20 protein-coding genes are annotated in these 25,254 nt (G+C 60.9%); 18 read left to right on the forward strand and 2 right to left on the reverse strand.

What is annotated here, in order from left to right; genetic code table 11:
• Positions 1 to 140 precede the first annotated feature (140 nt).
• From infB to CLAC_RS05270, 6 genes are all read left to right on the forward strand, one after another.
• Complete coding sequence (gene infB, locus CLAC_RS05245) at positions 141 to 3,011, forward strand: translation initiation factor IF-2 (protein WP_053412002.1); 2,871 nt, start codon at positions 141 to 143, stop codon at positions 3,009 to 3,011.
• Positions 3,012 to 3,098: 87 nt separating this feature from the next.
• Positions 3,099 to 3,770, forward strand: coding sequence for a DUF6928 family protein (locus tag CLAC_RS05250; protein ID WP_245621988.1), 672 nt, complete (start codon positions 3,099 to 3,101; stop codon positions 3,768 to 3,770).
• Positions 3,771 to 4,167: 397 nt separating this feature from the next.
• Positions 4,168 to 4,602: a 30S ribosome-binding factor RbfA gene (rbfA, locus tag CLAC_RS05255; RefSeq protein WP_053412003.1), complete on the forward strand. Its 435-nt coding sequence runs from the start codon at positions 4,168 to 4,170 to the stop codon at positions 4,600 to 4,602.
• A gap of 19 nt (positions 4,603 to 4,621) precedes the next feature.
• On the forward strand, positions 4,622 to 5,674 hold the full coding sequence (locus tag CLAC_RS05260; protein ID WP_053412004.1) for a DHH family phosphoesterase: 1,053 nt from the start codon (positions 4,622 to 4,624) through the stop codon (positions 5,672 to 5,674).
• Positions 5,675 to 5,696: 22 nt separating this feature from the next.
• The gene (locus CLAC_RS05265) at positions 5,697 to 7,064 is read left to right on the forward strand and encodes an MATE family efflux transporter (RefSeq protein WP_053412005.1); all 1,368 of its coding nucleotides are present in this window, start codon (positions 5,697 to 5,699) and stop codon (positions 7,062 to 7,064) included.
• Positions 7,065 to 7,147: 83 nt separating this feature from the next.
• Positions 7,148 to 7,798: a 4'-phosphopantetheinyl transferase family protein gene (locus CLAC_RS05270; protein ID WP_053412006.1), complete on the forward strand. Its 651-nt coding sequence runs from the start codon at positions 7,148 to 7,150 to the stop codon at positions 7,796 to 7,798.
• Positions 7,799 to 7,818: 20 nt separating this feature from the next.
• On the opposite strand, the gene truB is transcribed toward CLAC_RS05270, so the two are convergent.
• On the reverse strand, positions 7,819 to 8,817 hold the full coding sequence (gene truB / locus CLAC_RS05275; RefSeq protein ID WP_053412007.1) for a tRNA pseudouridine(55) synthase TruB: 999 nt from the start codon (positions 8,815 to 8,817) through the stop codon (positions 7,819 to 7,821).
• A 64-nt stretch (positions 8,818 to 8,881) separates the two neighbouring features.
• Between truB and CLAC_RS05280 the strand changes: the two genes are divergently transcribed.
• From CLAC_RS05280 to galK, 7 genes are all read left to right on the forward strand, one after another.
• Positions 8,882 to 9,883 carry a bifunctional riboflavin kinase/FAD synthetase gene (locus tag CLAC_RS05280; RefSeq protein WP_245621989.1) on the forward strand — a complete coding sequence of 334 codons (1,002 nt, stop codon included), beginning with the start codon at positions 8,882 to 8,884 and terminating at the stop codon, positions 9,881 to 9,883.
• Between the two features lie 107 nt (positions 9,884 to 9,990).
• Positions 9,991 to 10,260 carry a 30S ribosomal protein S15 gene (rpsO, locus tag CLAC_RS05285; RefSeq protein ID WP_053412008.1) on the forward strand — a complete coding sequence of 90 codons (270 nt, stop codon included), beginning with the start codon at positions 9,991 to 9,993 and terminating at the stop codon, positions 10,258 to 10,260.
• A 224-nt stretch (positions 10,261 to 10,484) separates the two neighbouring features.
• Positions 10,485 to 12,752, forward strand: a complete 2,268-nt coding sequence (locus tag CLAC_RS05290) for a polyribonucleotide nucleotidyltransferase (RefSeq protein ID WP_053412009.1) — start codon at positions 10,485 to 10,487, stop codon at positions 12,750 to 12,752.
• A 152-nt stretch (positions 12,753 to 12,904) separates the two neighbouring features.
• Positions 12,905 to 13,855, forward strand: a complete 951-nt coding sequence (locus tag CLAC_RS05295; protein WP_053412010.1) for an aldose 1-epimerase family protein — start codon at positions 12,905 to 12,907, stop codon at positions 13,853 to 13,855.
• Positions 13,856 to 14,001: 146 nt separating this feature from the next.
• Complete coding sequence (locus CLAC_RS05300) at positions 14,002 to 15,663, forward strand: sodium:solute symporter family protein (protein WP_211255379.1); 1,662 nt, start codon at positions 14,002 to 14,004, stop codon at positions 15,661 to 15,663.
• Between the two features lie 13 nt (positions 15,664 to 15,676).
• Entirely contained in the window at positions 15,677 to 15,940 is a 264-nt protein-coding gene (locus CLAC_RS05305; protein ID WP_053412011.1) for a hypothetical protein, read from the forward strand.
• Positions 15,940 to 18,327 (forward strand): galactokinase, encoded by a 2,388-nt coding sequence (gene galK / locus CLAC_RS13135; RefSeq protein WP_156324778.1) that lies wholly within the window; start codon positions 15,940 to 15,942, stop codon positions 18,325 to 18,327. Before CLAC_RS05305 ends, galK begins: the two co-directional genes overlap by 1 nt.
• Here the strand turns inward: galK and CLAC_RS05315 are convergent.
• Positions 18,324 to 19,754, reverse strand: coding sequence for an MDR family MFS transporter (locus CLAC_RS05315; protein WP_245621990.1), 1,431 nt, complete (start codon positions 19,752 to 19,754; stop codon positions 18,324 to 18,326). The two genes, galK and CLAC_RS05315, sit on opposite strands and share 4 nt — an antisense overlap.
• A 156-nt stretch (positions 19,755 to 19,910) precedes the next feature.
• Between CLAC_RS05315 and dapB the strand changes: the two genes are divergently transcribed.
• The 5 genes from dapB (at position 19,911) to CLAC_RS05340 (ending at position 25,179) form a co-directional block, all read left to right on the forward strand.
• Positions 19,911 to 20,663, forward strand: coding sequence for a 4-hydroxy-tetrahydrodipicolinate reductase (gene dapB / locus CLAC_RS05320; RefSeq protein WP_053412013.1), 753 nt, complete (start codon positions 19,911 to 19,913; stop codon positions 20,661 to 20,663).
• A 20-nt stretch (positions 20,664 to 20,683) separates the two neighbouring features.
• A complete protein-coding gene (gene thyX, locus CLAC_RS05325; protein ID WP_053412014.1) occupies positions 20,684 to 21,436 on the forward strand; it encodes an FAD-dependent thymidylate synthase in 753 nt (250 codons plus the stop codon).
• A 77-nt stretch (positions 21,437 to 21,513) separates the two neighbouring features.
• Positions 21,514 to 22,419, forward strand: a complete 906-nt coding sequence (gene dapA, locus CLAC_RS05330) for a 4-hydroxy-tetrahydrodipicolinate synthase (RefSeq protein ID WP_053412015.1) — start codon at positions 21,514 to 21,516, stop codon at positions 22,417 to 22,419.
• Entirely contained in the window at positions 22,419 to 24,479 is a 2,061-nt protein-coding gene (locus CLAC_RS05335) for a ribonuclease J (protein WP_053412016.1), read from the forward strand. Before dapA ends, CLAC_RS05335 begins: the two co-directional genes overlap by 1 nt.
• Positions 24,480 to 24,561: 82 nt before the next feature.
• Complete coding sequence (locus CLAC_RS05340) at positions 24,562 to 25,179, forward strand: TIGR03085 family metal-binding protein (RefSeq protein ID WP_053412017.1); 618 nt, start codon at positions 24,562 to 24,564, stop codon at positions 25,177 to 25,179.
• Positions 25,180 to 25,254 lie beyond the last annotated feature (75 nt).

Consider the following 25,254-nt stretch of genomic DNA (forward strand, 5'->3'; position numbering starts at 1 on the left):
TGATGAGCACACGATGAAGCATCAGCGATGAACGGCAATAAGTAAGAGGGAGCCCAGCAGGCTACTTCCGGTGCGCGGATCTTTGACAAGACGCAAAGATATCCGCCGGACACTGCTCGGCCCCACTAGTGAGGAGAGCAGTGTCCGGAAAGCTACGTGTCCATGAGCTCGCAAAGCAGCTCGGGGTCACCAGCAAAGAACTACTGGCCGAGCTGAAAGAGCACGGCGAGTTCGTTAAGACAGCTTCTTCGACGGTCGAACCGCCCGTCGTCAAGAAGATGAAGAAGGTATACGAGGAGAAGAACGCAGGCTCCGAGCCCGCCGCAGACAAGACTGCGGAGAAGGCTCCCGCGGCTAAGCCAGCAGCGAAGGCTCCGGCAAAGTCCGCCGCAGCTAAGCCGGTTGCAAAGCCCGCAGCTAAGCCTGCGGCCAAGGCCCCGGCCAAGCCCGCAGCCGCGAAGCCGGGTGCAAAGCCGGCAGCTAAGGCTCCGGCCAAGCCCGCAGCTCCAAAGGCCGCAGAGAAGGAAGCCCAGTCGAAGCCGGCACCGCGTCCGGGCGCTCGCCCGACACCGGGTGCCGCTTCCAACCAGGGTGCGCAGCGCTCCGCTGCGAAGCCCTCCGCGACTCCGGCCGCACCGCGCCCGCAGCAGCGCCCCGCCGGCGGTCCGGCAGGCCCGAAGCCGGGCCCAAAGCCTGGCGCTCGAGCACCGCGCGTCGCCAACAACCCGTTCTCCACGGGTGGGGCGTCCCGTCCGGCTCCGCGCCCGTCGAACATGCCTCGCCCGCAGGGTGGTAATGCCGGCGGTCGCCCCGGCCCGAAGCCGGGAGCCCGTCCGGGCGGCCCGCGTCCGCAGGGCGGCCAGGGGCGTGGACCGAAGCCGGGTGGCAATCGCCCGCAGGGCGGTCAGGGACGTGGCCCAAAGCCGGGCGGTAACCGTCCGTCTCCGGCCATGATGCCATCGCACCCGAATCCTGGACAGATGCCGAGCCAGTCGTCCCGAGGGGGCGGCTCCGGTGGTCGCGGCCGCGGTGGCGGACCGGGCGGTCCCGGTGGCGGCCCGCGCGGTGGCCGCGGCGGTCGTCGCGGCGGTACCGCAGGTGCTTTCGGTCGCCCAGGAGGAGCCCCGCGCAAGGGACGCAAGTCGAAGCGGCAGAAGCGCAACGAGTACGAGGCAATGCAAGCTCCGTCCGTGGTTGGCGGCGTTAAGCTGCCGAACGGCCACGGCGAGACCATTCGCCTCGCACGCGGTGCGTCCCTGTCCGATTTCGCCGAGAAGATCGGTGCAGAGGCAGCCGCACTGGTTCAGGCGCTGTTCAACCTCGGCGAGATGGTGACCGCGACGGCTTCCGTCTCTGACGAGACCCTGCAGCTGCTGGGCGACGAGATGGACTACAAGGTCCAGGTCGTCTCCCCGGAGGACGAGGACCGCGAGCTGCTCGAGTCTTTCGACCTGCAGTACGGCGAGGACGAGGGTGAAGATGAAGATCTTCAGCAGCGTCCGCCGGTGGTCACCGTCATGGGTCACGTCGACCACGGTAAGACCCGACTGCTCGACACCATCCGCAAGGCGAACGTCGGTAGCCATGAGTCCGGCGGCATTACCCAGCACATCGGTGCCTACCAGGTCCCGGTGGAGCTCGATGGTGAGTCCCGCAAGGTGACCTTCCTGGATACCCCGGGTCACGAGGCCTTCACGGCTATGCGTGCCCGCGGTGCAAAGTCCACCGATATCGCGATTCTGGTTGTCGCTGCAGACGACGGCGTGATGCCTCAGACCGTTGAGGCCATCAACCACGCCAAGGCTGCAGAAGTTCCTATCGTCGTCGCCGTGAACAAGATTGACAAAGATGGTGCCGATCCGCAGAAGATTCGCGGACAGCTCACTGAGTACGGTCTTACCGACGAAGAGTGGGGCGGCGACACCATGTTTGTCGACATCTCCGCTAAGCAGGGCACTAATATCGAGAGCCTTCTCGAGGCCGTCCTGCTTACCGCTGATGCTTCGCTGGATCTGCGTGCTAACCCGAACATGGACGCTCAGGGTGTGGCCATTGAGGCTCACCTCGACCGCGGCCGCGGTTCGGTTGCAACCGTCATCGTCCAGCGCGGTACTCTCCGCGTCGGCGATTCGATTGTCGTCGGTGACGCCTACGGCCGTGTGCGCCGCATGGTCGACGAGTACGGCAACGATGTCGACGAGGCCGGCCCGTCGCGTCCGGTCCAGGTTCTGGGCTTAACCTCGGTGCCGGGCGCCGGCGACAACCTCCTGGTTGTCGACGAGGACCGCACTGCACGCCAGATTGCGGATCGCCGTGACGCGCGTCGTCGAAACGCGATGCAAGCACGTCGTCGTAAGCGCGTCTCCCTGGAGACCCTGGACGAAATCCTGAAGGAGACCAACACCCTCAACCTGATCTTGAAGGGCGACAACGCCGGTACCGTCGAGGCACTGGAAGAGGCGCTGCTCAAGATCGAGGTCGACGACGAGGTTGCTCTGAACATCATCGACCGCGGCGTCGGTGCTGTCACTCAGACCAACGTTTCGCTGGCCGCTGCGTCTGACGCCGTCATCATCGGCTTCAACGTCCGTGCCGAGGGCAAGGCTACCGAGGCGGCGAACGCCGAGGGTGTCGACATCCGCTACTACACGGTCATCTACCGCGCCATCGAAGAGGTCGAGGCTGCCCTGAAGGGTATGCTCAAGCCGATCTACGAGGAGAAGGACCTGGGTCGCGCAGAGATCCGCGCAATCTTCAAGTCCTCCGCTGTCGGCCTCATCGCCGGTTGCATGGTCGAGTCCGGCAAGATGCGCCGCAATGCCAAGGTCCGCTTGGTTCGTGACGGCAACGTTGTTACCGATGGTGCGACAATTGAGTCGCTGCGCCGCGAGAAGGACGATGCGACCGAAGTTGCTGCTGGCTACGAGTGCGGTATGGTGCTGTCCTACCCGGATATCCAGGTTGGTGACTTCATCGAGGCTTACGAGATGGTTGAGGTGCCACGCACCTAGTAACGCTAATTGTCAGTATGTTGAACGCTGCGTGAACCTCTGGAAAGGCGCTCCCTTGTGGGGCGCCTTTTGCGTAGCCTATGCCACATGGGCTTCAATACTAATCTTCTTGCACTCTCAGATGAGCTACCTCGAACCAATATCCTGAACTACCCTCCGGCAAGCGCTGAGGAGACCCTCGCGCAGCTAGAAAAGTTGTGGCCAGGGAAATTTGAGTTCGATAGTGAGGTGACGATTGAGGACGGACACGATCGGTACTTCCATGCAGTAGCCTTCGGCCCGACACTGCTTTTTGGTACTGATTTGGTTGATTTCTTGCGGGAAGATACCGCGCTAGCAAATGATCCGCGTGGGCAATGGGCATTAAGTATGAATAGTGTCGTTGATTTTTGCCACTACAAGACTCCGACCAGGGAACTGGAAGCCTCCTGTGAAGATTACGGCTTCGATATGCAGAAATTTTTCCATTCGGATTCGCTGTTAGAATTCGAGGTACCGTTTGCTAACGGAGAACACCCATTGGTCTTAGATACGACAGAGGTGACGCAGTGGGAAGAGGCCAATAGATGCCCTGCTCCGAGGGATAAAAACGGTGAGGTGAGTTTTCTCTTCCATCCGTTGGAGTTGGGAAATGCCGCAGTGAAGTGGATTTTTGGCGTTGAGGGAGAGACTCCGTCGTCCGACAGCGTGATGGATTCTCTCCCGGACTGCTCGCATGTCAATGGGTTGCCGATGTATCGCTTCGTGGAGCGTGGCTAAGAGTGCCTGTGTAACACATATTTCAACTAACGGACGCTACTAGCCTCACTGTAAATCACCTGAAAACTATTGGTTCGCGTAATTGATTCGCGACTATCCCTACTATCAGCTAGCGGTGAAGACCTGAACATCGTATTCGACTTCGTGCGTTGGAGCGAAAGGCAGTGCAAAGCGACCGGGCTCGGCTAAAGCCTTGGTGTTTCCGGTTCGGATTTATGTAGTGTTTTAAGTTAGTATTAGCAGTTCTTTGTACAAATCCTCCTCTGCCGGGCCGGATCTGGACCGGATTTGGGCCGGATTCAGCGCAACGGCAGTTCACGCCCTGCGCCCCAAAGATTGAGGTAAGGGTTAGGTACGCTTTGATACGAAAAATAGGTAGGGATAGGGAGCAGTCAAAATGGCAGATCCAGCACGCGCACGCCGACTGTCCAAGCGGATTTTGGAAATTGTCGCCAGCGCTATTGAGCGCGAGATTAAGGACCGTCGACTTGAACTAGTCACCATCACGGATTGCCGCGTTACTGGCGACCTTCATGACGCGACTGTTTTCTACACTGTGCGCGGTCGTACTCTCGAGGAGGAGCCGGATTACGCCACCGCCGAGGCCGCGCTGGACAAAGCCAAGGGCCAGCTGCGTAGCCTCGTTGGGCGTGGCACTGGCGTTCGCTACACCCCGACGCTGACTTTCGAAGTCGACACCGTGCCAGAAGCCAGCGCCCACATGGAGGACCTGCTGGAGAAGACACGCGCTCGCGACGCGGAATTGGCAGAGTTGGCGAAGAATGCGAAGCCGGCCGGGGAATCGAACCCGTACCGCGGCGCAGACGAATAATTTATAAGGAGGCCCCACTGTGACAACCTCTCCGCAGGCCCAAGAGCAAGCTGCCCACCAGCTCTCGCAGGCAATCGGCCGCCATATGTCGAAGCCGATTCAGCAGACTCAGGCCATGCTGACTGATGCTAAGAAGGTCGGCGTTGTCTGCCATGTCCACCCCGATGCGGATGCCGTGGGAGCGGCGGCCGCAATGGTCATGGCCCTGCGCCAGAGGGGCCTGTGGGCGGTGGCGTCCTACGGCAACAACGAGCTGCCCGCCAAGTCCCTGCTAACCATTCCCGGATGGGACTCCTTCGTGCCGTTTACGCAGCTCGATGAGGACATCGACACGTGGATTACCGTGGATTGCGCAAGCCCAGGGCGGCTCGGACAGCTAGAGGAGCGCCTCATGAGCTCCGACCGCCTCATCAACGTCGACCATCACCCGACCAATACCCGGTTCGGCACCATTGACCTGGTTGATGAGTACTCCGAGTCCACCACGATGGTATTGCTCGACTTCTTCGGCGTATGGGGCATTAAGCTGACCCGGGAGATGGCGCATGCCCTCTACGCGGGACTGCTCACAGACACCGCATCCTTCCACTTCGGCCGCTCGCGGATGCACACCGCAGCCGCACGCCTGTTGGATAAGGGCTTGGACCCGCGCACCATCGGCGCCCAGCTCCTGGAGGAGCACCCCTTTGCTTACCTTCCTTTCCTGGGCAAAGTCCTCTCAACAGCCGTTCACGACAAGGCCTGGGGCAACGGCGTTGGCCTGGTTCACGTGACGATTTCCCACGAGGATCAGCGCGATGTCGGCCACGACGAGATTGAAGCCGTCATCGACATCGTCCGTACCACCAACGCGGCCGATGCCTGCGCGGTGCTGAAGGAGTACACGCCCGGCGTGTGGAGCATCTCTCTGCGCTCCCGCGAGCTCGTCGATGTCTCCCAGGTCGCTCTTTCCCTCGGCGGTGGCGGCCATCTGCGCGCCGCGGGCATTACCATCGAGGGCACGCGCGAGGAGGTCGTCGCCGCGCTGTTAGGTGCTTCTGAGGTGGCCTCTGCCACCGTTGACTTCGAGTAGTCCGCAGAGGGAGAAGGCCTGCATGTCTTCGCTTAACGACGACTCCTCGGTCGCTCACTCCAGGGAAGTCACGTTTCGTACTATTGTCTCCCTGGCCCTACCTGCGCTGGGAGTTCTCGCGGCTCCGGCCCTGTACGTGCTGTTGGATACGGCCGTGATTGGTCGGCTCGGTGCGGTTGAGCTAGCTGCTCTGGCCGCCGGTTCCACGGTCTTTTCAGTGGTGACGACCCAGCTGACGTTCCTCGCCTACGGTACGACCGCTCGCGCCTCGCGCGCATTCGGCCGCGGCGCAGTGAAGGATGCTGTGGCGGAAGGGCTGCAGGCAACGTGGGTGGCGCTGCTTGTCGGTGGCATTCTTTTCGCCGTCGTAGGGATATTCGCACCGACTTTTACATCCTGGCTGACCCCGGAGCAGACGGTCGCCCGCGAGGCGGGAATCTGGCTGCGTATTGCGGCCTTTGCGATTCCGCTGACGCTGATTGCCCAGGCGGGAAACGGCTGGCTGCGCGGTATCCAGAACACTCGCGCACCACTCGTCTACGTGCTCGCGGGGCTCGGACCGGCTGCTTTGGCGATTATTCCGCTGGTTTCGGCATTCGGTCTGGCCGGCTCGGCCATGGCGGTGCTGGGCGGTGAGCTGATTACCGGAACCCTATTTTTGCGCCGTTTGTTGCGCGAGTGTGCGAAGCGAGAGATTGCCCTCGCACCTCGTCGCGAGGTAATTGTCAGTCAGCTTGTGCTGGGCCGTGACCTGATTGTCCGCTCGTTGTCGTTCCAGGTCGCATTCCTCTCGGCGGCCGCAGTCGCGGGACGCGTCGGCGCGACGTCTCTGGGCGGCCACCAGGTGATGCTGCAACTGTGGAATTTGATTTCGCTACTGCTGGATTCTCTCGCCATTGCTGCTCAGACGCTGGTTGGTGCGGCGCTGGGTGCTGGCACCGTCGCTGTAGCCAGGTGGACGGGCCGGCGGGTGACTTACTGGTCAGCAGGTATCTCGGTTGGATTGGCGGTCGTTTTCGCCGTTCTCAACGCCGCAATAGTGCGTCTGTTTACCTCTCACGATGGGGTGATTGATGCAGTCGTCAGTGGCCCCTGGTGGATTTTGGTAGCGATGATTCCGATAGGAGGCGTTGTCTTCGCGCTCGATGGTGTGCTTCTTGGTGCCAGCGACGCAGCCTATCTGCGAAATGCGACAGTCGCCTCGGTACTGCTCGGTTTCCTGCCGCCGGTGTGGCTGGCGAACTTCTTCGGCTGGGGACTGGGCGGCATTTGGGCGGGCCTGCTGCTGTTCATGATCCTGCGCCTCGCGTTTGTTACGGTGCGTTTTATGGGAACGAAGTGGCATGGCGCCGCGCACGCCGGTTCAGAAGTGTCTTCCGAAGCGCAGTGATGAGGTTGGGCGCGCAGCAAACCCTGACAATCTTTCATCGGAGATTGCTCGGCAGAATCTCGCGCGCAGAGGTATGCGCGTCGATGCATGTCTATACGTCGACCAGCCAAGCTGCCGGAGGCCCCGATGAACTCGCCGCCACCGCTATCGAAGCCCTCACCCCGCTCGAGAGGGAACAATCCAAGGGCTTTTCGGAAAAGCGCCTGCGTGAGTTCGCTCTAGGAAGGCTGCTGGCTCGCCGCTGCCTACAAGACGCAGGTGCGCAGAGCTCCTCTCGCGAGGGGATCGGCATCGGCCCCGACCGCGGTCCACAGTGGCCTGATGGCATTGTTGGCTCCATCAGTCATTGTCCGGGCGCGTTCGCCGCGATAGTCGGGCACAATGCGTCGCTTGCGGGAATCGGCATCGATGTCGAGGCTCAGCAGGAGATATCCCCCGGCATCTTAGAGGCGGTGCTTCGCAGTGACGAGGGCCACGATGATGCTCTGGTTAAATTCTCCGCAAAGGAGTCGCTCTACAAGCTTTGGGCACCGATTATGGGGCAGTGGTTGGACTTCTCGGAGGCCTCGGTGCGTCTAGTAGAGTGCTCCGAACAGCTGTCGGGGCACCGCGCCGGCGAAATTGAGTACACGTTGCACACGGAAGAGCCAACCCCGGAAGTCTTTTCTCGGGTCAAAGGGCTATGGCTGGCCGGCCCCGACCTCGTGGCCACAGCAGCCTGGATCAACGCCTAGAGCCTTCAGAGTCCCAGAGCCTACAAGGTCGCCGGCCGGACCACGAATACGGTCTTGGCGCGCTTGCCCGACTCCGTGAGCAGGGCGGGCACCTTTCCGTCCGGTCCGACCGCGGCATAGGTGCCCTTCATCCTGGCTGGAGCCAGCCACTTACCCTGGGCCAGGTCCGCGGCCGCATCGGCGCTGACCTCGCGGGAGCTAAAGCACCGCAGGCAGGCGTCGTCGAGGCTCATCGGAAGTAGCGACGCCGCGCGTTCCATCGGGGGCCTGCGTTGCTCGGCAGCTTCCGGGTGCGCCGAATCCCACTGCTCGGCCTGTGCGGACAGCTGGTCGATCGTGACCGCGTCGTCCAGCGTGAAAGTTCCCGCGGCGGTACGGCGCAGCGCGACCAGGTGCCCGCCTGTTCCCAGCGCATCGCCCAGGTCGCGTGCGAGGGAGCGGATGAAGGTTCCGGCCGAGCAGTCCACCTCCACGTCGATGTCGATGCACTCGCCGGGCCGATTGGGATCGCTATCGCGGCGGATGTCGAGCACGTCGAAGCGCGACACGGTCACGGGCCGCGCCGGAATGTCGACGCTCTCGCCGCGCCGAATCCGCTCATGCGCCCGGACTCCGTCAATCTTCACAGCGGACACCGACGCCGGGACCTGCATAATCTCGCCGGTGAGTTTCGCTACCTGCGCGCCGATTTGCTCGCCCGTCACATCGGCCGCAGAGGCGGCGAAGAGGGTCTCGCCCTCACGGTCGTCGGTAAGCGTAGAAGAGCCCAGCCGAATGGTGGCGGCGTAGGACTTCGTGTCGGCGTGCACGTGAGGGAGGAAGCGGGTGCCGCGGCCGATGCCCAGCACGAGTACGCCAGTGGCCATCGGGTCGAGGGTGCCGGAGTGTCCGACCTTCTTCGTGCGGAAGATGCGGCGCAGTTTCCCAACCACGTCGTGGCTCGTCCACCCTTCCGGCTTATCGACGATGACAATGCCCGAGTCTGCGATCGGGTCGGAAGCGGTGGCGTTTTTGGTCATAGCCGCAATCCTATGTTGTTCCATTTGCGGTGCACGACAGGGCCACGCGTTAGACTGTCTCCTTGTGGAGATTTGGCATGGATTGGACAACGTACCCGCAGACTTCGGCGATGCCGTCGTAACCATCGGTGTTTTCGACGGCGTTCACAAGGGGCACAAGATCCTTGTGCGCAGCGCCGTCGAAGAGGCGGCGGCTCGTGGCGCGAAGTCGATCATGATGACCTTCGATCCGAACCCCGTCGCGCTCTTCGCGCCCGACAAGGTTCCAGCTGGGCTGTCGACGGTAGAGCGTCGCGCGGAGCTGGCGGAGGCCCAGGGGGTTGACGCGATGCTGGTCATCGCCTTCGACAAGTCCTTTGCGAGCATCGAGCCGGAGGAATTCGTGCGCGTGGTTCTCGGCGAGAAGCTGCACGCGAAGGCCGTCTACGTGGGAGAGAACTTCACCTACGGCAAGATGGCGAAGGGCACCTCCGAGTCCATGCCAGGCCACGGCGAGAAGTTCGGCATCGACGTCACCATCGTCCCACTTCTCGACGTCGAGGCCGACGGTGTAGTCGAACGCGTCTCCTCGAGCCGGATTCGCGACCTGCTTGCCGACGGCGCAGTGGAAGCCGCGTCCGACTGCCTCGGCTACTACTACCGCGTCGACGGACGCGTGATTCACGGCCAGGGCAGGGGAGGCGCTCAACTCGGATTCCCGACGGCAAACATCGACTTTGCGGAGGGACTCGCGGTCCCGGCGGACGGCGTTTACGCCGCGTGGTTTAGAGCGACCGCGACCGACTTGCGTCCGACTCCGGATGCAAACGGTGACATCGAATTCGGCGTCCGCTACCCGGCGGCCGTATCCGTCGGCTCAAACGTGACCTTCGGTGATACCCACAAGACGGTGGAGGCCTTTGTCATCGATCGCCACGCGGATCTCTACGGAGTCGACGGGCACATCGAGTTCGTGGGCAGGATTCGAGGGATGGAAAAGTTCGACGGCCTGGAGGCCCTGATCGAGCGGATGAATCAGGATGTGGCCGAGACCCGCACCATTTTGGAAAACGCAGACGCGAACTGATAGTCTTACTCCTCGGCTGTGACTGCGGTCCGCGAGCAGTTGCGTCTATGGCCATTTTAAGTGCGGACTGAAATAACGACTACAAGTTGATTTGAAGGAGAATTCTCATGGCACTGAGCACTGAGAAGAAGGCTGAGATTCTGAAGGAATTCGGCCTGCACGAGACCGACACCGGTTCCCCGGAGGCGCAGATTGCCCTGCTGACCACCCGCATTCGTCAGCTGACCGAGCACCTGAAGTTCCACAAGCACGACCACCACTCCCGTCGTGGCCTGCTGCTCCTGGTCGGTCGCCGTAAGGGCCTGCTGAAGTACCTGCAGGACAACGATGTCGAGCGCTACCGTAAGCTGATCGAGCGCCTGGGTCTGCGTCGCTAATCTTCAGTCGAATAAGACTTTCAAGCACCGCTGCATTCTTCCTTCTCGAAAAGGGAAAGGGGGAGTGGCGGTGCTTTTTCGTGTGCGGTACCCATCGGCGTGTTAAACGGCGGCCAATGGGCTTTTCGGGGCTTCTGCTGCTAAAATCGATTCCCGTTGTAAGTCAACTAGTCTTAGAAGGCGACATCGATGATCGCCTCGATACTTCCTAGGAGTAACCCCCTATGACCAACAGCAACGCTGTTGAATACTTTGTCGATGAGGAATACGGCATCACCGAAGCCGTAGCAACCATTGATAACGGTGATTTCGGAACCCGCACCATTCGCTTCGAAACCGGCCAGCTGGCCCGTCAGGCAGGCGGTTCTGTCACCACTTACCTCGACGATGACACGATGCTGCTGTCCACCGTCACCGCTTCGAACCAGCCGCGCGAGGGCTTCGACTTCTTCCCACTGACCGTGGATGTCGAAGAGCGCATGTACGCCGCGGGCAAGATTCCGGGCTCTTTCTTCCGCCGTGAGGGTCGTCCCTCGACTGACGCGATTCTGGCCTGCCGCCTGATTGACCGCCCGCTGCGTCCGACCTTCGTCAAGGGCCTGCGCAACGAGGTCCAGGTTGTCATCACCGTGATGTCCTGGGATCCGCAGGATCGTTACGATGTCGTCGCCATCAATGGTGCCTCTGCTGCTACTCAGCTGTCCGGCCTGCCGGTCTCCGGCGCAGTAGGTGGCGTCCGCATCGCTCTGATCGCAGATGACGAGCACCCGAAAGGCGAGTGGGTCGCCTTCCCGACCGAGGAGCAGCATGAGGCCGCTCTGTTCGAGATGGTTGTCGCGGGCCGCATCGTGACCCGCAAGCGCGGCCGCCGCAACGTCGACGATGTTGCGATCATGATGGTCGAAGCGGGCGCGGGTGAGCACGTCGTCGAGCGTGTCGCCGACGGCGCACCCGCACCGACCGAGTCCGTGGTTGCGGCTGGTCTGGAAGCTGCAAAGCCGTTCATCAAGATTCTCTGCGAGGCGCAGGCCGGCCTGGCTAAGCGCGCCGCGAAGGAGGTCGAGGAGTTCCCGCTCTTCCCGCCGTACACCGATGATGTCTTTGCGGCCGTCGAGAAGAAGGCTTCGAAGAAGCTCGGCCGACTGATGACCATCCCCGGCAAGCAGGACCGCGACGACGCCACCAACGCCTACATGGAGGAGATCGAGCAGTCGCTTATCGACGGCTTCGTTTCCGACGATGTCGATGAGGCTGCAGCGTCTAAGCAGATTCGCGCTGCCTATAACGCGGTGATGAAGCAGATCGTTCGCGGCAAGATCCTCTCCGAGGGCTTCCGCATTGACGGCCGTGGCGTCACCGATATTCGCGACCTCGGTGTCGAGGTCGACCTGATTCCGCGTGCACACGGTTCCTCCCTGTTCGAGCGAGGTGAGACCCAGATTCTGGGTGTCACCACTCTCGACATGCTGAAGATGGAGCAGACCATTGACTCGCTGACTCCGGATACCTCGAAGCGCTACATCCACCACTACAACTTCCCGCCGTACTCCACCGGCGAGACCGGCCGTGTCGGTTCTCCGAAGCGCCGCGAGATTGGCCACGGTGCTCTGGCCGAGCGCGCCCTGGTTCCGGTTATTCCTTCTCGCGAGGAGTTCCCGTACACCATTCGACAGGTCTCCGAGGCCCTGGGCTCCAACGGCTCGACCTCGATGGGCTCGGTTTGTGCCTCGACCCTGTCGCTGTACAACGCAGGTGTTCCGCTGAAGGCGCCGGTGGCCGGCATTGCGATGGGTCTCGTCTCCGGAGAGGTCGACGGCAAGGAGAAGTTCGTTGCGCTGACCGATATCCTCGGCGCCGAGGACGCTTTCGGCGACATGGACTTTAAGGTTGCCGGTACCAGCGAGTTCGTCACCGCACTGCAGCTGGACACCAAGCTCGATGGCATCCCGTCGAAGGTCCTGGCAGATGCTCTGGCTCAGGCCCGTGATGCCCGCCTGACCATTCTGGACACCATGGCGGAGATCATCGAGACCCCAGACGAGATGAGCAAGCTCGCCCCTAAGGTCACGACCGTGAAGATTCCGGCCTCCAAGATCGGTGAGCTGATTGGCCCGAAGGGCAAGACAATCAACGCCATCACCGAGGAGACCGGCGCTGATGTCTCCATCGAGGAAGACGGGACCGTGTTCGTCTCCGCGACCACCGGCGAGTTCGCGGATGCCGCTATCGAGAAAATCAATGCGATTGCTAACCCGCAGCTGCCGAAGGTCGGCGAGCGCTACCTGGGCACCGTCGTTAAGACTGTTGCTTTCGGTGCGTTCGTGTCGCTGACTCCTGGCCGCGACGGCCTGGTGCACATCTCGAAGCTCGGTGGCGATAAGCGCATCGAGAAGGTCGAGGACGTCATCAACGTTGGCGATAAGATTCAGGTCGAGATTGCCGACATCGACAACCGCGGCAAGATCTCACTGGTCCCGGTCGAAGAGAACTAAGAACTTCCCGGCCTCAGGCCAATCAGGAGCGTTAAGCCCGTCACCTAGGTGGCGGGTTTTGTGCTATTCCGGGAACTAGCAAGTTGTACGGAATCGGTGTCGCTCGGTAGGGGAGGGGCGGACGACCAAGAAGAAGATGGGAGCCCTGGGAAGTGGAGCTCATTGCGCATGAGCATGAATTCGTGGATATCTCCGCGGGAGACTATGAGGCGAGTATTTCGGTATTCGGAGGAGGGCCGAGGGCCTGTACTTACCAGGGCAGGCCTCTGCTGACGGATTATCCGAAGGGGTTCAACCCGCCCCTGTCCGCTGGAACACTTCTCGCTCCGTGGCCGAATCGAGTGGCGGATGGGGTCTTTATCTTCGACGGTGATGTCTGCCGGCTCGACATCACGGAGCCGTCTCGCGCCAATGCAATCCACGGTTTCGTCGCAGATCGGCTGTGGCAGGTCAGCGAGACAAAGCTAGATTCGGTGACCCTGACTACGACAATTGCCGACGAGCCGGGGTGGAAGTGGCCCCTGGAGTTGTCCGTGACCTGGAGCGTCGATGAAGACGAAGGGCTCGTCGGGGAGGTCCGCGTCAAAAACTGTTCGGACCAACCGGCACCGTTCGGATTCGGGTGGCATCCGTACCTGTGCGCGTTGGGCGAGGAGGTCAATGGCTGTAGCCTGACTCTCCCCGTGGACAAGAACCTTCCCCTGGAGCCCATTCGAAATCTTCCGGCCGGCCCGGCTATCGACGCCGACCGTGTTCTGGAGGGCGTCGGGACAGCGGCACCTCTAGCTGGCGTATGGCTCGATCATTGTTTCTTTGATTCCGCAGACGGCGGAGTCCAGGGAGGTGGCCGTCGTGAAGCGAAGCTGACCGGTCCGGATGGCCGAGGGGTAAGGCTTTGGGCGGACGAAAACTTTGCCTGGTTCCAGGTTTATACGGCCGACCCCGCTAGGCGTGAGGGCTTCCCCGGCCACGGGAAGGCAATTGCGGTGGAACCGATGACTTGTCCTCCGGACGCATTGCGTTCAGGTAGGGGGGTAATAACGTTGAATTTCGGAGAGGTAAAACAACTGGTCATGGGGTTGCAAGTACTAAATCGAAAGTAGGGCTCCACCCATTTGGGTTAGGAAACAGTGATGGTCGTTCAGTGTCGGTTAGGTGGAATTTAAACTCGTAAACAGATGTAAAGGTTCTGCGGAACTTTTTTGCAACTGGTTCTGAATCCATTAACTCCAACGCTAGGAGGGCCATTGTGATTTTGGCACAATCGGCACTGAGACTAGACGCGACATGGGTTGACTACTCCCTCGTCGCCCTCTACTTCGTTTTTGTTCTCGGCATTGGCTGGGCCGCGCGCTCCAAGGTGTCGAGCTCTATCGACTTCTTCCTTTCCGGCAGGTCACTTCCTGCATGGGTGACAGGCCTGGCCTTTATCTCGGCTAACCTGGGCGCCGTCGAAATCGTCGGACACTCCGCAAACGGTGTCCAGTACGGCTTCCAGACCATGCACTACTTCTGGATCGGCGCCATCCCGGCGATGGTGTTCCTCGGCATCGTGATGATGCCCTTCTACTACGGCTCGAAGGTGCGTTCTGTCCCGGAGTTCATGCTCCGGCGCTTCGGACCGGGAGCTCACCTGGTCAACGCCCTGTCCTTCGCCATCGCACAGCTGCTCATCGCCGGCGTTAACCTCCTCCTCCTGGCAAAGGTTGTCAACTCTCTGCTGGGCTGGCCTCTGTGGGTGACGCTGATTGTCGCAGCCGTGATTGTGCTTTCCTACATCACTCTCGGCGGATTGTCCGCAGCCATCTACAACGAGGTGCTGCAGTTCTTCGTTATTATCGCGGCACTGCTTCCTCTGACCATGATTGGCCTGCATCAGGTCGGTGGCTGGTCCGGTCTGCAGGAAAAGGTCGCAGCTTCCTCGCACTTCCACACTTGGCCGGGAACGGAAATCTCCGGCTTTGACAACCCCGTGGTATCCGTCATCGGCCTGGTATTCGGCCTCGGCTTCGTGCTCTCCTTCGGTTACTGGACCACCAATTTCGTCGAGGTCCAGCGCTCCATGGCCGCAGACTCGCTTTCCTCGGCGCGCAAGACTCCGATTATTGGTGCCTTCCCGAAGATGTTCATCCCCTTCATCGTGGTGATTCCGGGCATGGTGGCAGGCGCTACGGTAACGCCAATTATGGACAAGTCCGCCCAGCCGAACGACGCAATCCTGTACCTCATGCGCGACCTTCTGCCCAACGGCCTTCTCGGCATCGCCATCGCTGGTCTGCTTGCGGCATTCATGGCGGGCATGGCCGCAAATATCTCCGCGTTCAACACGGTGTTTAGCTACGACATCTGGCAGACCTACGTCGTCAAGGACCGCAAGGATGACTACTACCTGACCGTCGGGCGCGTGGCGACGATCGCCGCGACCGCCATCGCGGTATTCACGGCTTTGATTGCCAATAACTTCGGCAACGTTATGGACTACCTGCAGACGCTGTTCGGATTCTTCAACGCACCTCTGTTCGCAACATTCCTCATCGGCATGTTCTGGAAGCGCATGACCCCGACCGCAGGTTGGGCATCCCTCGTCTCAGGTACCGGCGCAGCGATCATCTACTGGTACGTGGCGGAATTTACGTCGGCAAGCAGCACTCTGTTCAACCTGCCGGGGCAGGGCACCGCGTTTGTGGCGGCATCGATTGCCTTCGTCGTCGACGTAATCGTGGCGGTTGCCGTGTCGCTGGTAACCCAGCCGAAGCCGGACGAGGAGCTGGTGGGCTTCGTCAAGTCCGTCACCCCGAAGGCGCACCTGACCGATGCCGCGGAAGCCTCGCTGCCGTGGTACCAGCGCACCGTTCCGCTGGGAATCTTGTGCCTTGTCCTCGTCATCGTTTTGAACGTCGTATTCGCATAGGAGGCAAACGACAATGTCGAGTATCACGAACTCTTCTAAGAAATCCGCCGGTGCCTTCGACGTTCGAAACGTCATTGGTGCGCTAATGGGTATCTACGGCCTCGTACTGTTGGTCGCGTACCTGGCGCTGGACCCGGGCATTAACCCTGACACGGGTGCTGCGAAGGAGCCAATGTACAACCTCTACACAGGCATCGCACTGGTCGTCGTTGCAGCAGTGTTCTTCGTCTGGGCAAAGATTCGCCCGACCGTAGTGGAGGAGGCTGACCCGGAGTAATGGCTGCAAAAGGTAACGGGACCCACGAATTTCGGATTACCCGGACCACGCTTTCCGACGGGCGCGAGCTGCTCTACTTCGACGATGAGCCGGACTACGTCGCGGGTAAAAAGACCCGCAAACTAGACGATGAGCGCGACCTTCCGCTGGCAATTACCGACTCGGAGCTGCGGCAGGATCCTCTCACCGGCGAGTGGAACTGCTATGCGGCGCACCGCATGAACCGCACTTTTATGCCGCCGGCCAACGAGAATCCTCTCGCGCCGACCGTCGCCGGGCAACCGCCGACCGAGGTCCCCGCAGACGACTACGACGTAGTCGTCTTCGAAAACCGTTTCCCATCGCTGTCGATGCACATGGAAGTGCCGGAGGATTTCGCCCGGACTGTCGACGGAAACGAGCTCTACCCGCGCCGTCCGGCGCTGGCGCGCTGCGAAGTCGTCTGCTTTACCCCGCACGTGAAGGATTCGTTCCGAGACTTGAGCTTCTCGAGGGCCCGCACTGTTGTGGAAGCTTGGGCGAACCGAACTGCGGAGCTAAGCGCCATCGATGGTGTCAGGCTGGTGTTTCCGTTCGAAAACCGCGGCGAGGAAATCGGCGTGACGCTACAGCACCCGCACGGCCAGATTTACTCCTACCCGTACCTGCCCAGCCGCGCGGCCTCTATCGCAGCCCGGGCCAAGGCACACCGAGAGGCCACCGGGAGGGACCTCTTTGACGATGTCCTCGCCGCGGAGCAAGCCTCCGGAAAGCGGATCATCAGCGAGGGCGAGCACTTCACCGCTTTTGTCCCGGCCGCTGCAAAGTGGCCTGTCGAGGTGATGCTGATGGCCAACCGCGCAATCGGCGACTTCAGCGAGCTCAATGACGCGGAGAAGGACGAGCTCACCGCGATGTACCTCGACCTGCTGCGTCGGATCGACCGATTCTTCCCGGGCATTGACAAGACCCCGTACATTGCGGCGTGGAATCAGGCGCCGGTAGGCAAGGATCACGAATACGGCCGATTCCACTTGCAGCTCTACTCGATGATGCGCTCTGCAGGGCGGATAAAGTTCCTTGCGGGGTCGGAATCCGGCCAGGGCGCGTGGATCTCCGACACCACGCCGGAGGCAATTGCCCGACGTTTCCGGGAGGTAGGCGTAGCCCAATGGGCGCCGACGCGTAACGCGGAGCAGGGCGCTGCCGACGTCGTAAAGCTCTTCGAGAACTCCTACGGCTACGCACCCGCGGGCACGTTCGCGGCGCCTGGCCGCGTCAATCTAATTGGCGAGCACGTCGACTACGCCGATGGCATCTGTCTTCCGTTTGCTCTGTCGCAGAACACCTTCGCGGCTGTCAGCTCGCGTGACGACGATACATTGCGGGTCATCTCGGACCTGAGCCCGACCGGCGAGCCCTTCTCCATCCGGTTCGGCGAAATCGGGCCGCTGAGCCCGGCCAACTGGGCCGGCTACGCAGTGGGCACTATCTGGGCGATGCGGGAATCGGGGCTACTGCCAAAGGATGCTCCCGGATTCGATATTGCCTTGACCTCGGACGTCCCGATTGGCGGTGGCCTATCCAGCTCCGCCGCGCTCGAGTGCTCGGTCGGTATCGCGGCGTTCGAGCTCTCCCACGGCCGGGGGCCGACCGATAAGGAGGTGGCGGGAATCATCGCCGCCGCGATTCGCGCGGAAAACGAGGTTGTCGGCGCTTCCACGGGCGGCCTGGATCAGCGCATCGCCATGAAGGGCAGGGGAGACCACGCCCTCGCAATTGATTTTCTCGACAACACGGACCGCCAGGTTTCGGCATCCTTCTCGGCGGTGGGCCTGCAGGTTCTCGTAATCAACACCAATGTTCGGCATGCCCTGGTCGACGGCAAATACGCTTCCCGGCGCGGAGTCATCGACGAGGTTACTGCTGGGCTGGGTGTGGAGAACCTGCGCGAGCTCGATGACGCGATTGGGGCCGCGAAGCAGTGGGCAGCTGAGAACGTGGCCGAGGGATACGCCACGGACGAATGGGTGGATATCGTCGCCCGGCGCGTGCGCCATGTCGTAACCGAGATCGATCGGACCGCGCAGGCTATCGAGCGCCTGGAGGCGGGGGATTTCGATGCCTTTGGCACGCTCATGATTGCCAGCCATCTATCGCTTCGCGACGACTATGAGGTCTCCTGCCCGGAGCTGGATCTGGCCGTCGATGTGGCTTTGGAAAATGGCGCAGTGGGAGCGCGGATGACCGGCGGCGGCTTCGGCGGAAGCGCGATTGCGCTGCTGCCGGAGGACCGCATCGCGATTGCGGCGAAGGAGATTGCGGCGCGTGCGCGCAAGCTGGGAATGCCTGAGCCCGAATTTCTTATCGCGAATCCCTCGGTGGGGGCGCGGTGCCTGCCGGATTAGCGTAGCTGGACTTTCTCCCGGCTGCGCTTGATGCGGAAAGTCAGCGCGACAACGCCAAGCCCAATCGCCGCTGCGACGAACATTGCGGCACTGTAGCCCCGGACAACCTCCGGGGCTGCAGCGGTTTCTGCGCCGGACGGAGCCATGATGGCCGTAGCCACCGAGGACAGTGCGACGAACAGCGCAGTCCCCACCGCGCCAAAGACTTGCTGCAACGTGTTGGTGATTGCAGAACCATCGGGGTAAAGGTTGCGGGGCAAGTCCCCGAGACCGAATGTGAACAGGGGCGTGAATAGAAAGCCCAGGCCGATCTCGAAGACGATATGGCACGCCACAATCCACCACAGAGGCGTGGACATGGTGATGAATCCGAGCCCAAAGACTCCGAGCGTCAGAGCGATGGCGCCTGGTACCGCGAGCGGACGAGCGCCGTACTTGTCGAAGAGGCGTCCGACCGCAGGCCCCATTAGCCCCATAATCAGTGGCCCCGGCATCAGCATGAGGCCAATCGTCTTAATTTCTACTCCGCGAAGACTCAGGTAGAGCGGCAAAATTATGATGACGCCGAACATCATCATGAAGCTGACGGACAAAATAATCGAGGAAACTCGGAAGCTGGGCGTTTTAAACGTCCGAAGATCCAGCAATGCACGGTCAGTTTTCGCTAGCTCCACCTGGCGCAGGGTAAACCACACCAGCAGAACCGTGCCGACGACAGCCATAGTTGCCGCCATCGCGCCGAAGTTGGCGCCGATGCGGCTAAGCGCGTAGACCAGCGGTCCGAAACTGCCCGCACTCAACAAGACGGAGAGGATGTCCACATGCTTGTGGGATTTCTCGCCGGATCTTGGAAGCAGGAACATGCCGCCGATTAATACTGCCAGCCCGAGGGGCAGCATAGTTTCGAACAGTGCGTGCCAGTCTCTGTTTGATAGCTCCAGGATGAGGCCGGAGATAGTGGGGCCGATGGCCGGCGCTACGGCGATTACCACGGTGAGCCTGCCCATCATTCGGCCGCGCTCGTTTTCCGGAACTAGATTGAGCACCGTCGTCATCAGCAGCGGCAGCAGCACGGCGGTGCCGGACGCCTGCACGATGCGGGCGGCGATTACGACTGGGAAGTTCGTCGCGAAGATACCAATTGCCGTACCTACCACGAACAGTCCCTGGCACACGGCAAAAAGAGTGCGGAGCCGGAACGCCCCGACGAGGTAACCTGTCGTGGGGATGATGACGGCCATTGTCAGCAGGAATGAAGTGGTCAACCAGCCGGCGGTGGCGGCGCTGATGCCCAGGTCCGCCTTGACGACGGGGATAGCCACGCTCATGACAGTCTCGTTCAGGATCGCCATGAACGCCGCCGCGAGGAGGACGTAGATTGCCATGTAAGGGGTGCGGGATCGGGGATTGCCGGAATCTTTTTGCACCGTTTCCTGGGGTTCGCCAGTCAAATGAGGACCACTTTCCGTCAGTTACTAAATAAGAATTATTGGGCCGATACCGGGGCTGGTGACACAAAAATGTCCGCTTTCGACCTATGGTTAGGAATTAAAGATTAAACCCTAACGGAAGGATTTGCTGCAGTGAGCAACATCAAGGTTGGCGTTCTCGGTGCCAAAGGCAAGGTAGGAAGCACCATTTGCGAGGCTGTTAGCGCCGCCGACGATCTCGAGCTGGCTGCAGGCCTAGACCACGAAGATGAGTTGCAGGCGCTGGTCGATGCCGGCGTCGAAACTGTTGTCGACTTCACTCAGCCCGATGCAGTGATGGCAAACCTGGAGTTCTGCATCGCCAACGGCATCAACGCCGTCATCGGCACCACCGGCTTTACCAAGGAGCGACTGGAGCAGGTAGGCAAGTGGCTTGCCGACGCCGATAACGGCGCCAACGTGCTCATCGCACCGAACTTCGCCATTTCCGCGGTGCTCACCATGAAGATGGCGGAGCTTGCGGCACCGTACTTCGACTCCGCCGAAGTCATTGAGATGCATCATCCGTTTAAGAAGGATGCGCCGTCCGGTACCGCCATTCACACTGCGGAGGCGATTGCGCGTGCGCGTCGTGAAGCGGGGATGGGGGGCCAGCCCGATGCCACAGAGCAAACACTTCAGGGGGCACGCGGCGCGGAGGTTGAGGGTGTTCCGGTGCACGCGGTGCGCATGACCGGCTCGGTCGCACACGAGACCGTGATTTTCGGCGCCGAGGGACAGTCTCTGACGATTAAGCAGGATTCCTACTCCCGGACGAGTTTCGTGCCGGGCGTGCTTCTCGGCGTGCGCAAGATCGGCGAATTCCCGGGCCTGACTGTCGGCCTCGAGCCTTTCCTGGGGCTGTAGATTTACCGGTTTGCAAGAAAATGTCTGAAAACGTACACCTCAAGGCGCAGCTGATTGCTGCCACGAGCTTTTTCCCGCCGGAAGGCATCGAGTTCGAGACCGATGCTTCGGGTGGCGAATCCCTCATCGAGTTTTCCGGTCGCGCCTGCTACGAGACCTGGGATAAGCCGAATCCTCGCACCGCAACTAACGAGGGCTATCTCCGGCATGTGCTCGAGGTAGGGCATACCTCGCTATTTGAGCACGCCAACGCGAGTATCTACGTCACGGGCCTGTCCCGGTCGTGCTCCCACGAGCTAACGCGGCATCGGCACTTCTCTTTTTCCCAACTGTCCCAGCGGTTCGTGCCGGCGAGCTCCAATAACGTTGTGGTTCCCGCCGCGATTGCTGCGGACGAGGAGTTGCTTCGGCTTTTCGAGAAGTCGGTGGATGAGGCGCGCTTCGCCTACGGGGAGCTTCTCGACGCGCTGGAGGAGAAGTGGGCAGACGAGCCAAACGCCCTGCTGCGACGAAAGCAGGCTCGCCAGGCGGCTAGGGCGGTGTTGCCGAACGCAACGGAGACGCGCATCGTTGTGACCGGAAACTATCGCTCGTGGAGGCACTTCATCTCCATGCGAGCCACTGAGCACGCGGACGCAGAGATTCGGGCACTTGCTGTCGCTTGCTTGAAAGAGCTGCGCCGGGTTGCTCCGATTGCTTTCGGGGATTTTGAGATTACGCAGTTGCGGGACGGATCCGTGGTTGCGTCGAGTCCTTACGCGTTTGAAGGGTAATGCCACGTAGAGTGGTGGAGAAAAGATCGAACGTAAAGAAGATCACACGTAATAGATCTAGGAATAGGTAGCCAAAAATGAGCACTGGATACGCTTCTACACGCGGCGCTGATGTTTTCGGCACCGTGGCCGTAGCTATGGTCACTCCGTTTGACAAGGACGGAAATCTCGACGTAGATGCTGGAGTGAAGCTCGCCGGCCACCTGGTCGATGGTGGCTGCGACGGCCTGATTCTGGCCGGCACCACGGGCGAGTCGCCCACGACTACGACCGAGGAAAAGTTGCAGTTGCTGCGTGCAGTCCGCGCTGAGCTGGGCGAGAAGGTCAAGCTGATGGCCGGTGCGGGCACTAATAATACTGCGGGGTCGGTCGAATTGGCCAAGGCCTCTGTTGAGGCGGGCGCGGATTCGCTGCTCGTGGTCACGCCGTACTACTCGAAGCCGAATCAGGAGGGCCTGTTCCGGCACTTCACTGCGGTGGCGGACGCTACCGATGCCCCCGTATGCTTGTACGATATTCCGCCTCGGTCGGTAATTCCGATTGAAGCTGATACCATTTACCGTCTGTCGGAGCACCCGAACATCCTGGCCGTTAAGGACGCCAAGGGTGATTTGGGTACTGCCGCTGGAATTATCGCTAATACTGATTTGGCGTGGTACTCCGGTGATGATGTTCTGAACCTTCCCTGGCTGTCGATTGGCGCCACTGGTTTCATCTCCGTCATCGGACATGCCGCCCCTAAGCTCCTGGCCGAGGTTCGCTCTTGCTTTGACAAGGGCGATTTGGCGGGCGCGCAGGCGGCCCACGCGAAGATGACTCCGCTTTTCGCTGCTCAGGCAGCTCTCGGTGGAGTGAGTTTTGCAAAATCTGCCCTGCGCCTGCAGGGCATTGAGATAGGAGATCCGCGCTTGCCGCAAATCGCACCGAACGACCAGCAACTTGAGTTGCTCGCAACTGCTATGCGAGAGGCAGGTGTTCTCTAGTGGCTGAAGGACGCTCTCGCGCCCGAAAGGTAACGCGCAAGGCAGGGCCGCCTGCCGACGGCGACAATGCAGTTGAGCAGCAGAAGAAGGAATCGAGGCCACGTAAGAGCTCATCGCAGTCCGCTTCGGCTCGCTCCGAGAAGTCGGATTCCAAGTCGGAGGTGCGGAAGGCCTCGTCCAATTCGTCCAACTCGTCGTCGCGTGGTTCCCGCGGTGGCCGGGGCGGGCGTGGCGGCAACAACAAGAATGGTTCCCGTGGCGGCCGTGGTGGCCGCGGCAATCGTCGTAACGTCGTCCAGTCGATGCAGGGCGCTGACCTGACTCAGCGCCTGCCCTCCCCGCCGAAGGCCCCGAAGGACGGCCTGCGTGTGGTTGCCCTCGGCGGTATTTCCGAGATTGGCCGCAATATGACGGTTCTGGAATACAAGAACCGCCTGATCATCGTCGACTGTGGCGTTCTGTTTCCGAGCTCGGACGAGCCCGGTGTTGACCTGATTCTGCCGGACTTCTCCTACATGGAGGACAAGTGGGACCGTGTCGAGGCCCTGGTCGTCACCCACGGCCATGAGGACCACATTGGTGCTATTCCGTGGCTTCTGAAGCAGCGGGCTGACATCCCGATTATCGCTTCGCGGTTTACGCTGGCTCTGATTCAGGCGAAGACCCAGGAGCACCGCCAGCGCCCGAAGGTCATCGAGGTCAATGACACCAGCCACATTCAGCGTGGCCCGTTCGACCTGCGTTTCTTCAACGTCAACCACTCCATTCCGGAGTGTCTTGGCATCGTCATTAAGACGGGTGCCGGCATGGTCGTGCACACGGGTGACGTCAAGATGGACCAGACTCCGCCGGACGGAAAGCCGACGGATCTGCCGGCGCTGAGCCGCTACGGCGACGAGGGCATCGACCTGTTCCTCTGCGAGTCCACCAACGCCACCATTCCGGGTTTCTCCGGATCGGAGGCGGACCTGGCTCCGACCCTGCGCCGACTGATTATGGACGCCAAGCAGCGCGTCATTGTCGCTGCGTTTGCGTCTAACGTCTACCGTGTCCAGGCCGTTATTGACGCCGCAGTAAAGGCCGGGCGTAAGGTCGCCTTCAACGGCCGTTCCATGATTCGTAACATGCGAATCGCCCAGGAGCTCGGCCTTCTCAACGCACCAGAGGGCACCATCGTCGAGATGAACGATGCCGCCCGCATGGCTCCACACAAGGTTGTCCTGGTTACTACCGGTACTCAGGGCGAGCCGATGGCTGCGCTGTCCCGCATGGCCCGTCGTGAGCACCGTCAGATTACCGTCCGTGACGGTGACCTGATTATCCTGAGCTCTTCGCTCGTCCCTGGCAACGAGGAGGCCGTGTTCGGCGTTATCAATATGCTCTCGCAGATTGGCGCGACCGTGATTACCGGAAAGGACGCGAAGGTTCACACTTCCGGTCACGGTTTCGCTGGCGAGCTACTGTTCCTCTACAACGCCGCACGCCCGTCGAACGTTATGCCGATTCACGGCGAGTGGCGCCACATTCGCGCTAACAAGGAGCTCGCTGTCTCCACTGGCGTCAAGCCGGAGAACGTTGTACTGGCTCAGAATGGCGTCGTTGTCGATCTCGTCGATGGTCGCGCCCGCGTTGTCGGACAGGTTCCGGTCGGTAACCTCTACGTCGATGGCGTCACCATGGGTGATGTTGACGCGGACGTTCTCGGCGAGCGCGCAGAGATGCGTGAAGGCGGCCTGATTACTGTGACCGCAGTCATCGATAACCGCACTGGTCGCCCGTTGGAGAAGCCGAAGGCGCAGGCCCGCGGTTACTCCGACGATGTCAAGGAAGTTCTAGAGGCCGTCGAGCAGATTGTCGACGACACTCTATTCGACCTTGCAGGCAGCGGAGAGGGTAATCCTTACCGTATGGCTCAGGAAGTTCGTCGCCGTACTGAAAGGATGATTAACCAGAAGTGGCGTCGTAGCCCGATGGTTGTTCCGACCATTGTGCCGATGTCCTCTGAATCCGCAGCCGAGGTCACTGACGACGAGGTCCAGGAGTCTCGCGAAAGTCTCTAAACCTAAGTTTCGGCTTTTGCCCGCGTCCGAGCAAGACATTGCCCGGATGCGGGCTTTGCCGTAAGTCGTCTAGGCTGAGGGCATGACTTTTGCAGAGAGAGAACGCGCAGAATTGATGGCTCTATTGCTCAACGTCGGTCCGGATGCTCCAACGCTCTGCGAGGGATGGAAAACCCGCGACCTCGCGACCCACCTCTATATCCGAGAGCACCGTCCGGATGCGGTAGGTGGCGTGTTCGTATCGGCACTCAAGGGAAGACTGGACTCCGTGACCGATGAAGTCAATGAAATTCCCTACGCGAACGTTGTCCAGAAATGGGGCAGTGGTGCTCCGAAGTGGAGTCCGATGAAGTGGGCCGATCGCTATATCAACACCGCCGAAAACTTCATCCACCACGAGGATGTCCGCCGCGCGCGTGAAGGTTGGACTATTCGTCAGCTGCCGCCCTCCGCGACACGGGAGCTGTGGAAGGTTGTCACGACTCTCGGCAAAGTTATGCTGCGCAAGTCTGCGGCGACAATCGTCGTGACGCGTCCCGATGGTGTGGCGGCGACGCTTGTCGACCGGTCCGATAGGGGAGGGGACGTGGTAACCGTCCGTGGCGAAGCCGGGGAACTTTTGCTCTGGCTCTACGGGCGCGATCAGGTAGACGTCGCTATAGAGGGAAATTCAGCGGCAATTGTGCGTGGATCTCTGTAGCCGAGCTGTAGCGATATATTCTTGCCGTTCGGGGCGATCTTGAATGACACGCGTGTTACTGATGTGAAAATAGTG

Origin of the sequence: Corynebacterium lactis RW2-5 (assembly GCF_001274895.1) — a bacterium.
Classification (GTDB): domain Bacteria; phylum Actinomycetota; class Actinomycetes; order Mycobacteriales; family Mycobacteriaceae; genus Corynebacterium; species Corynebacterium lactis.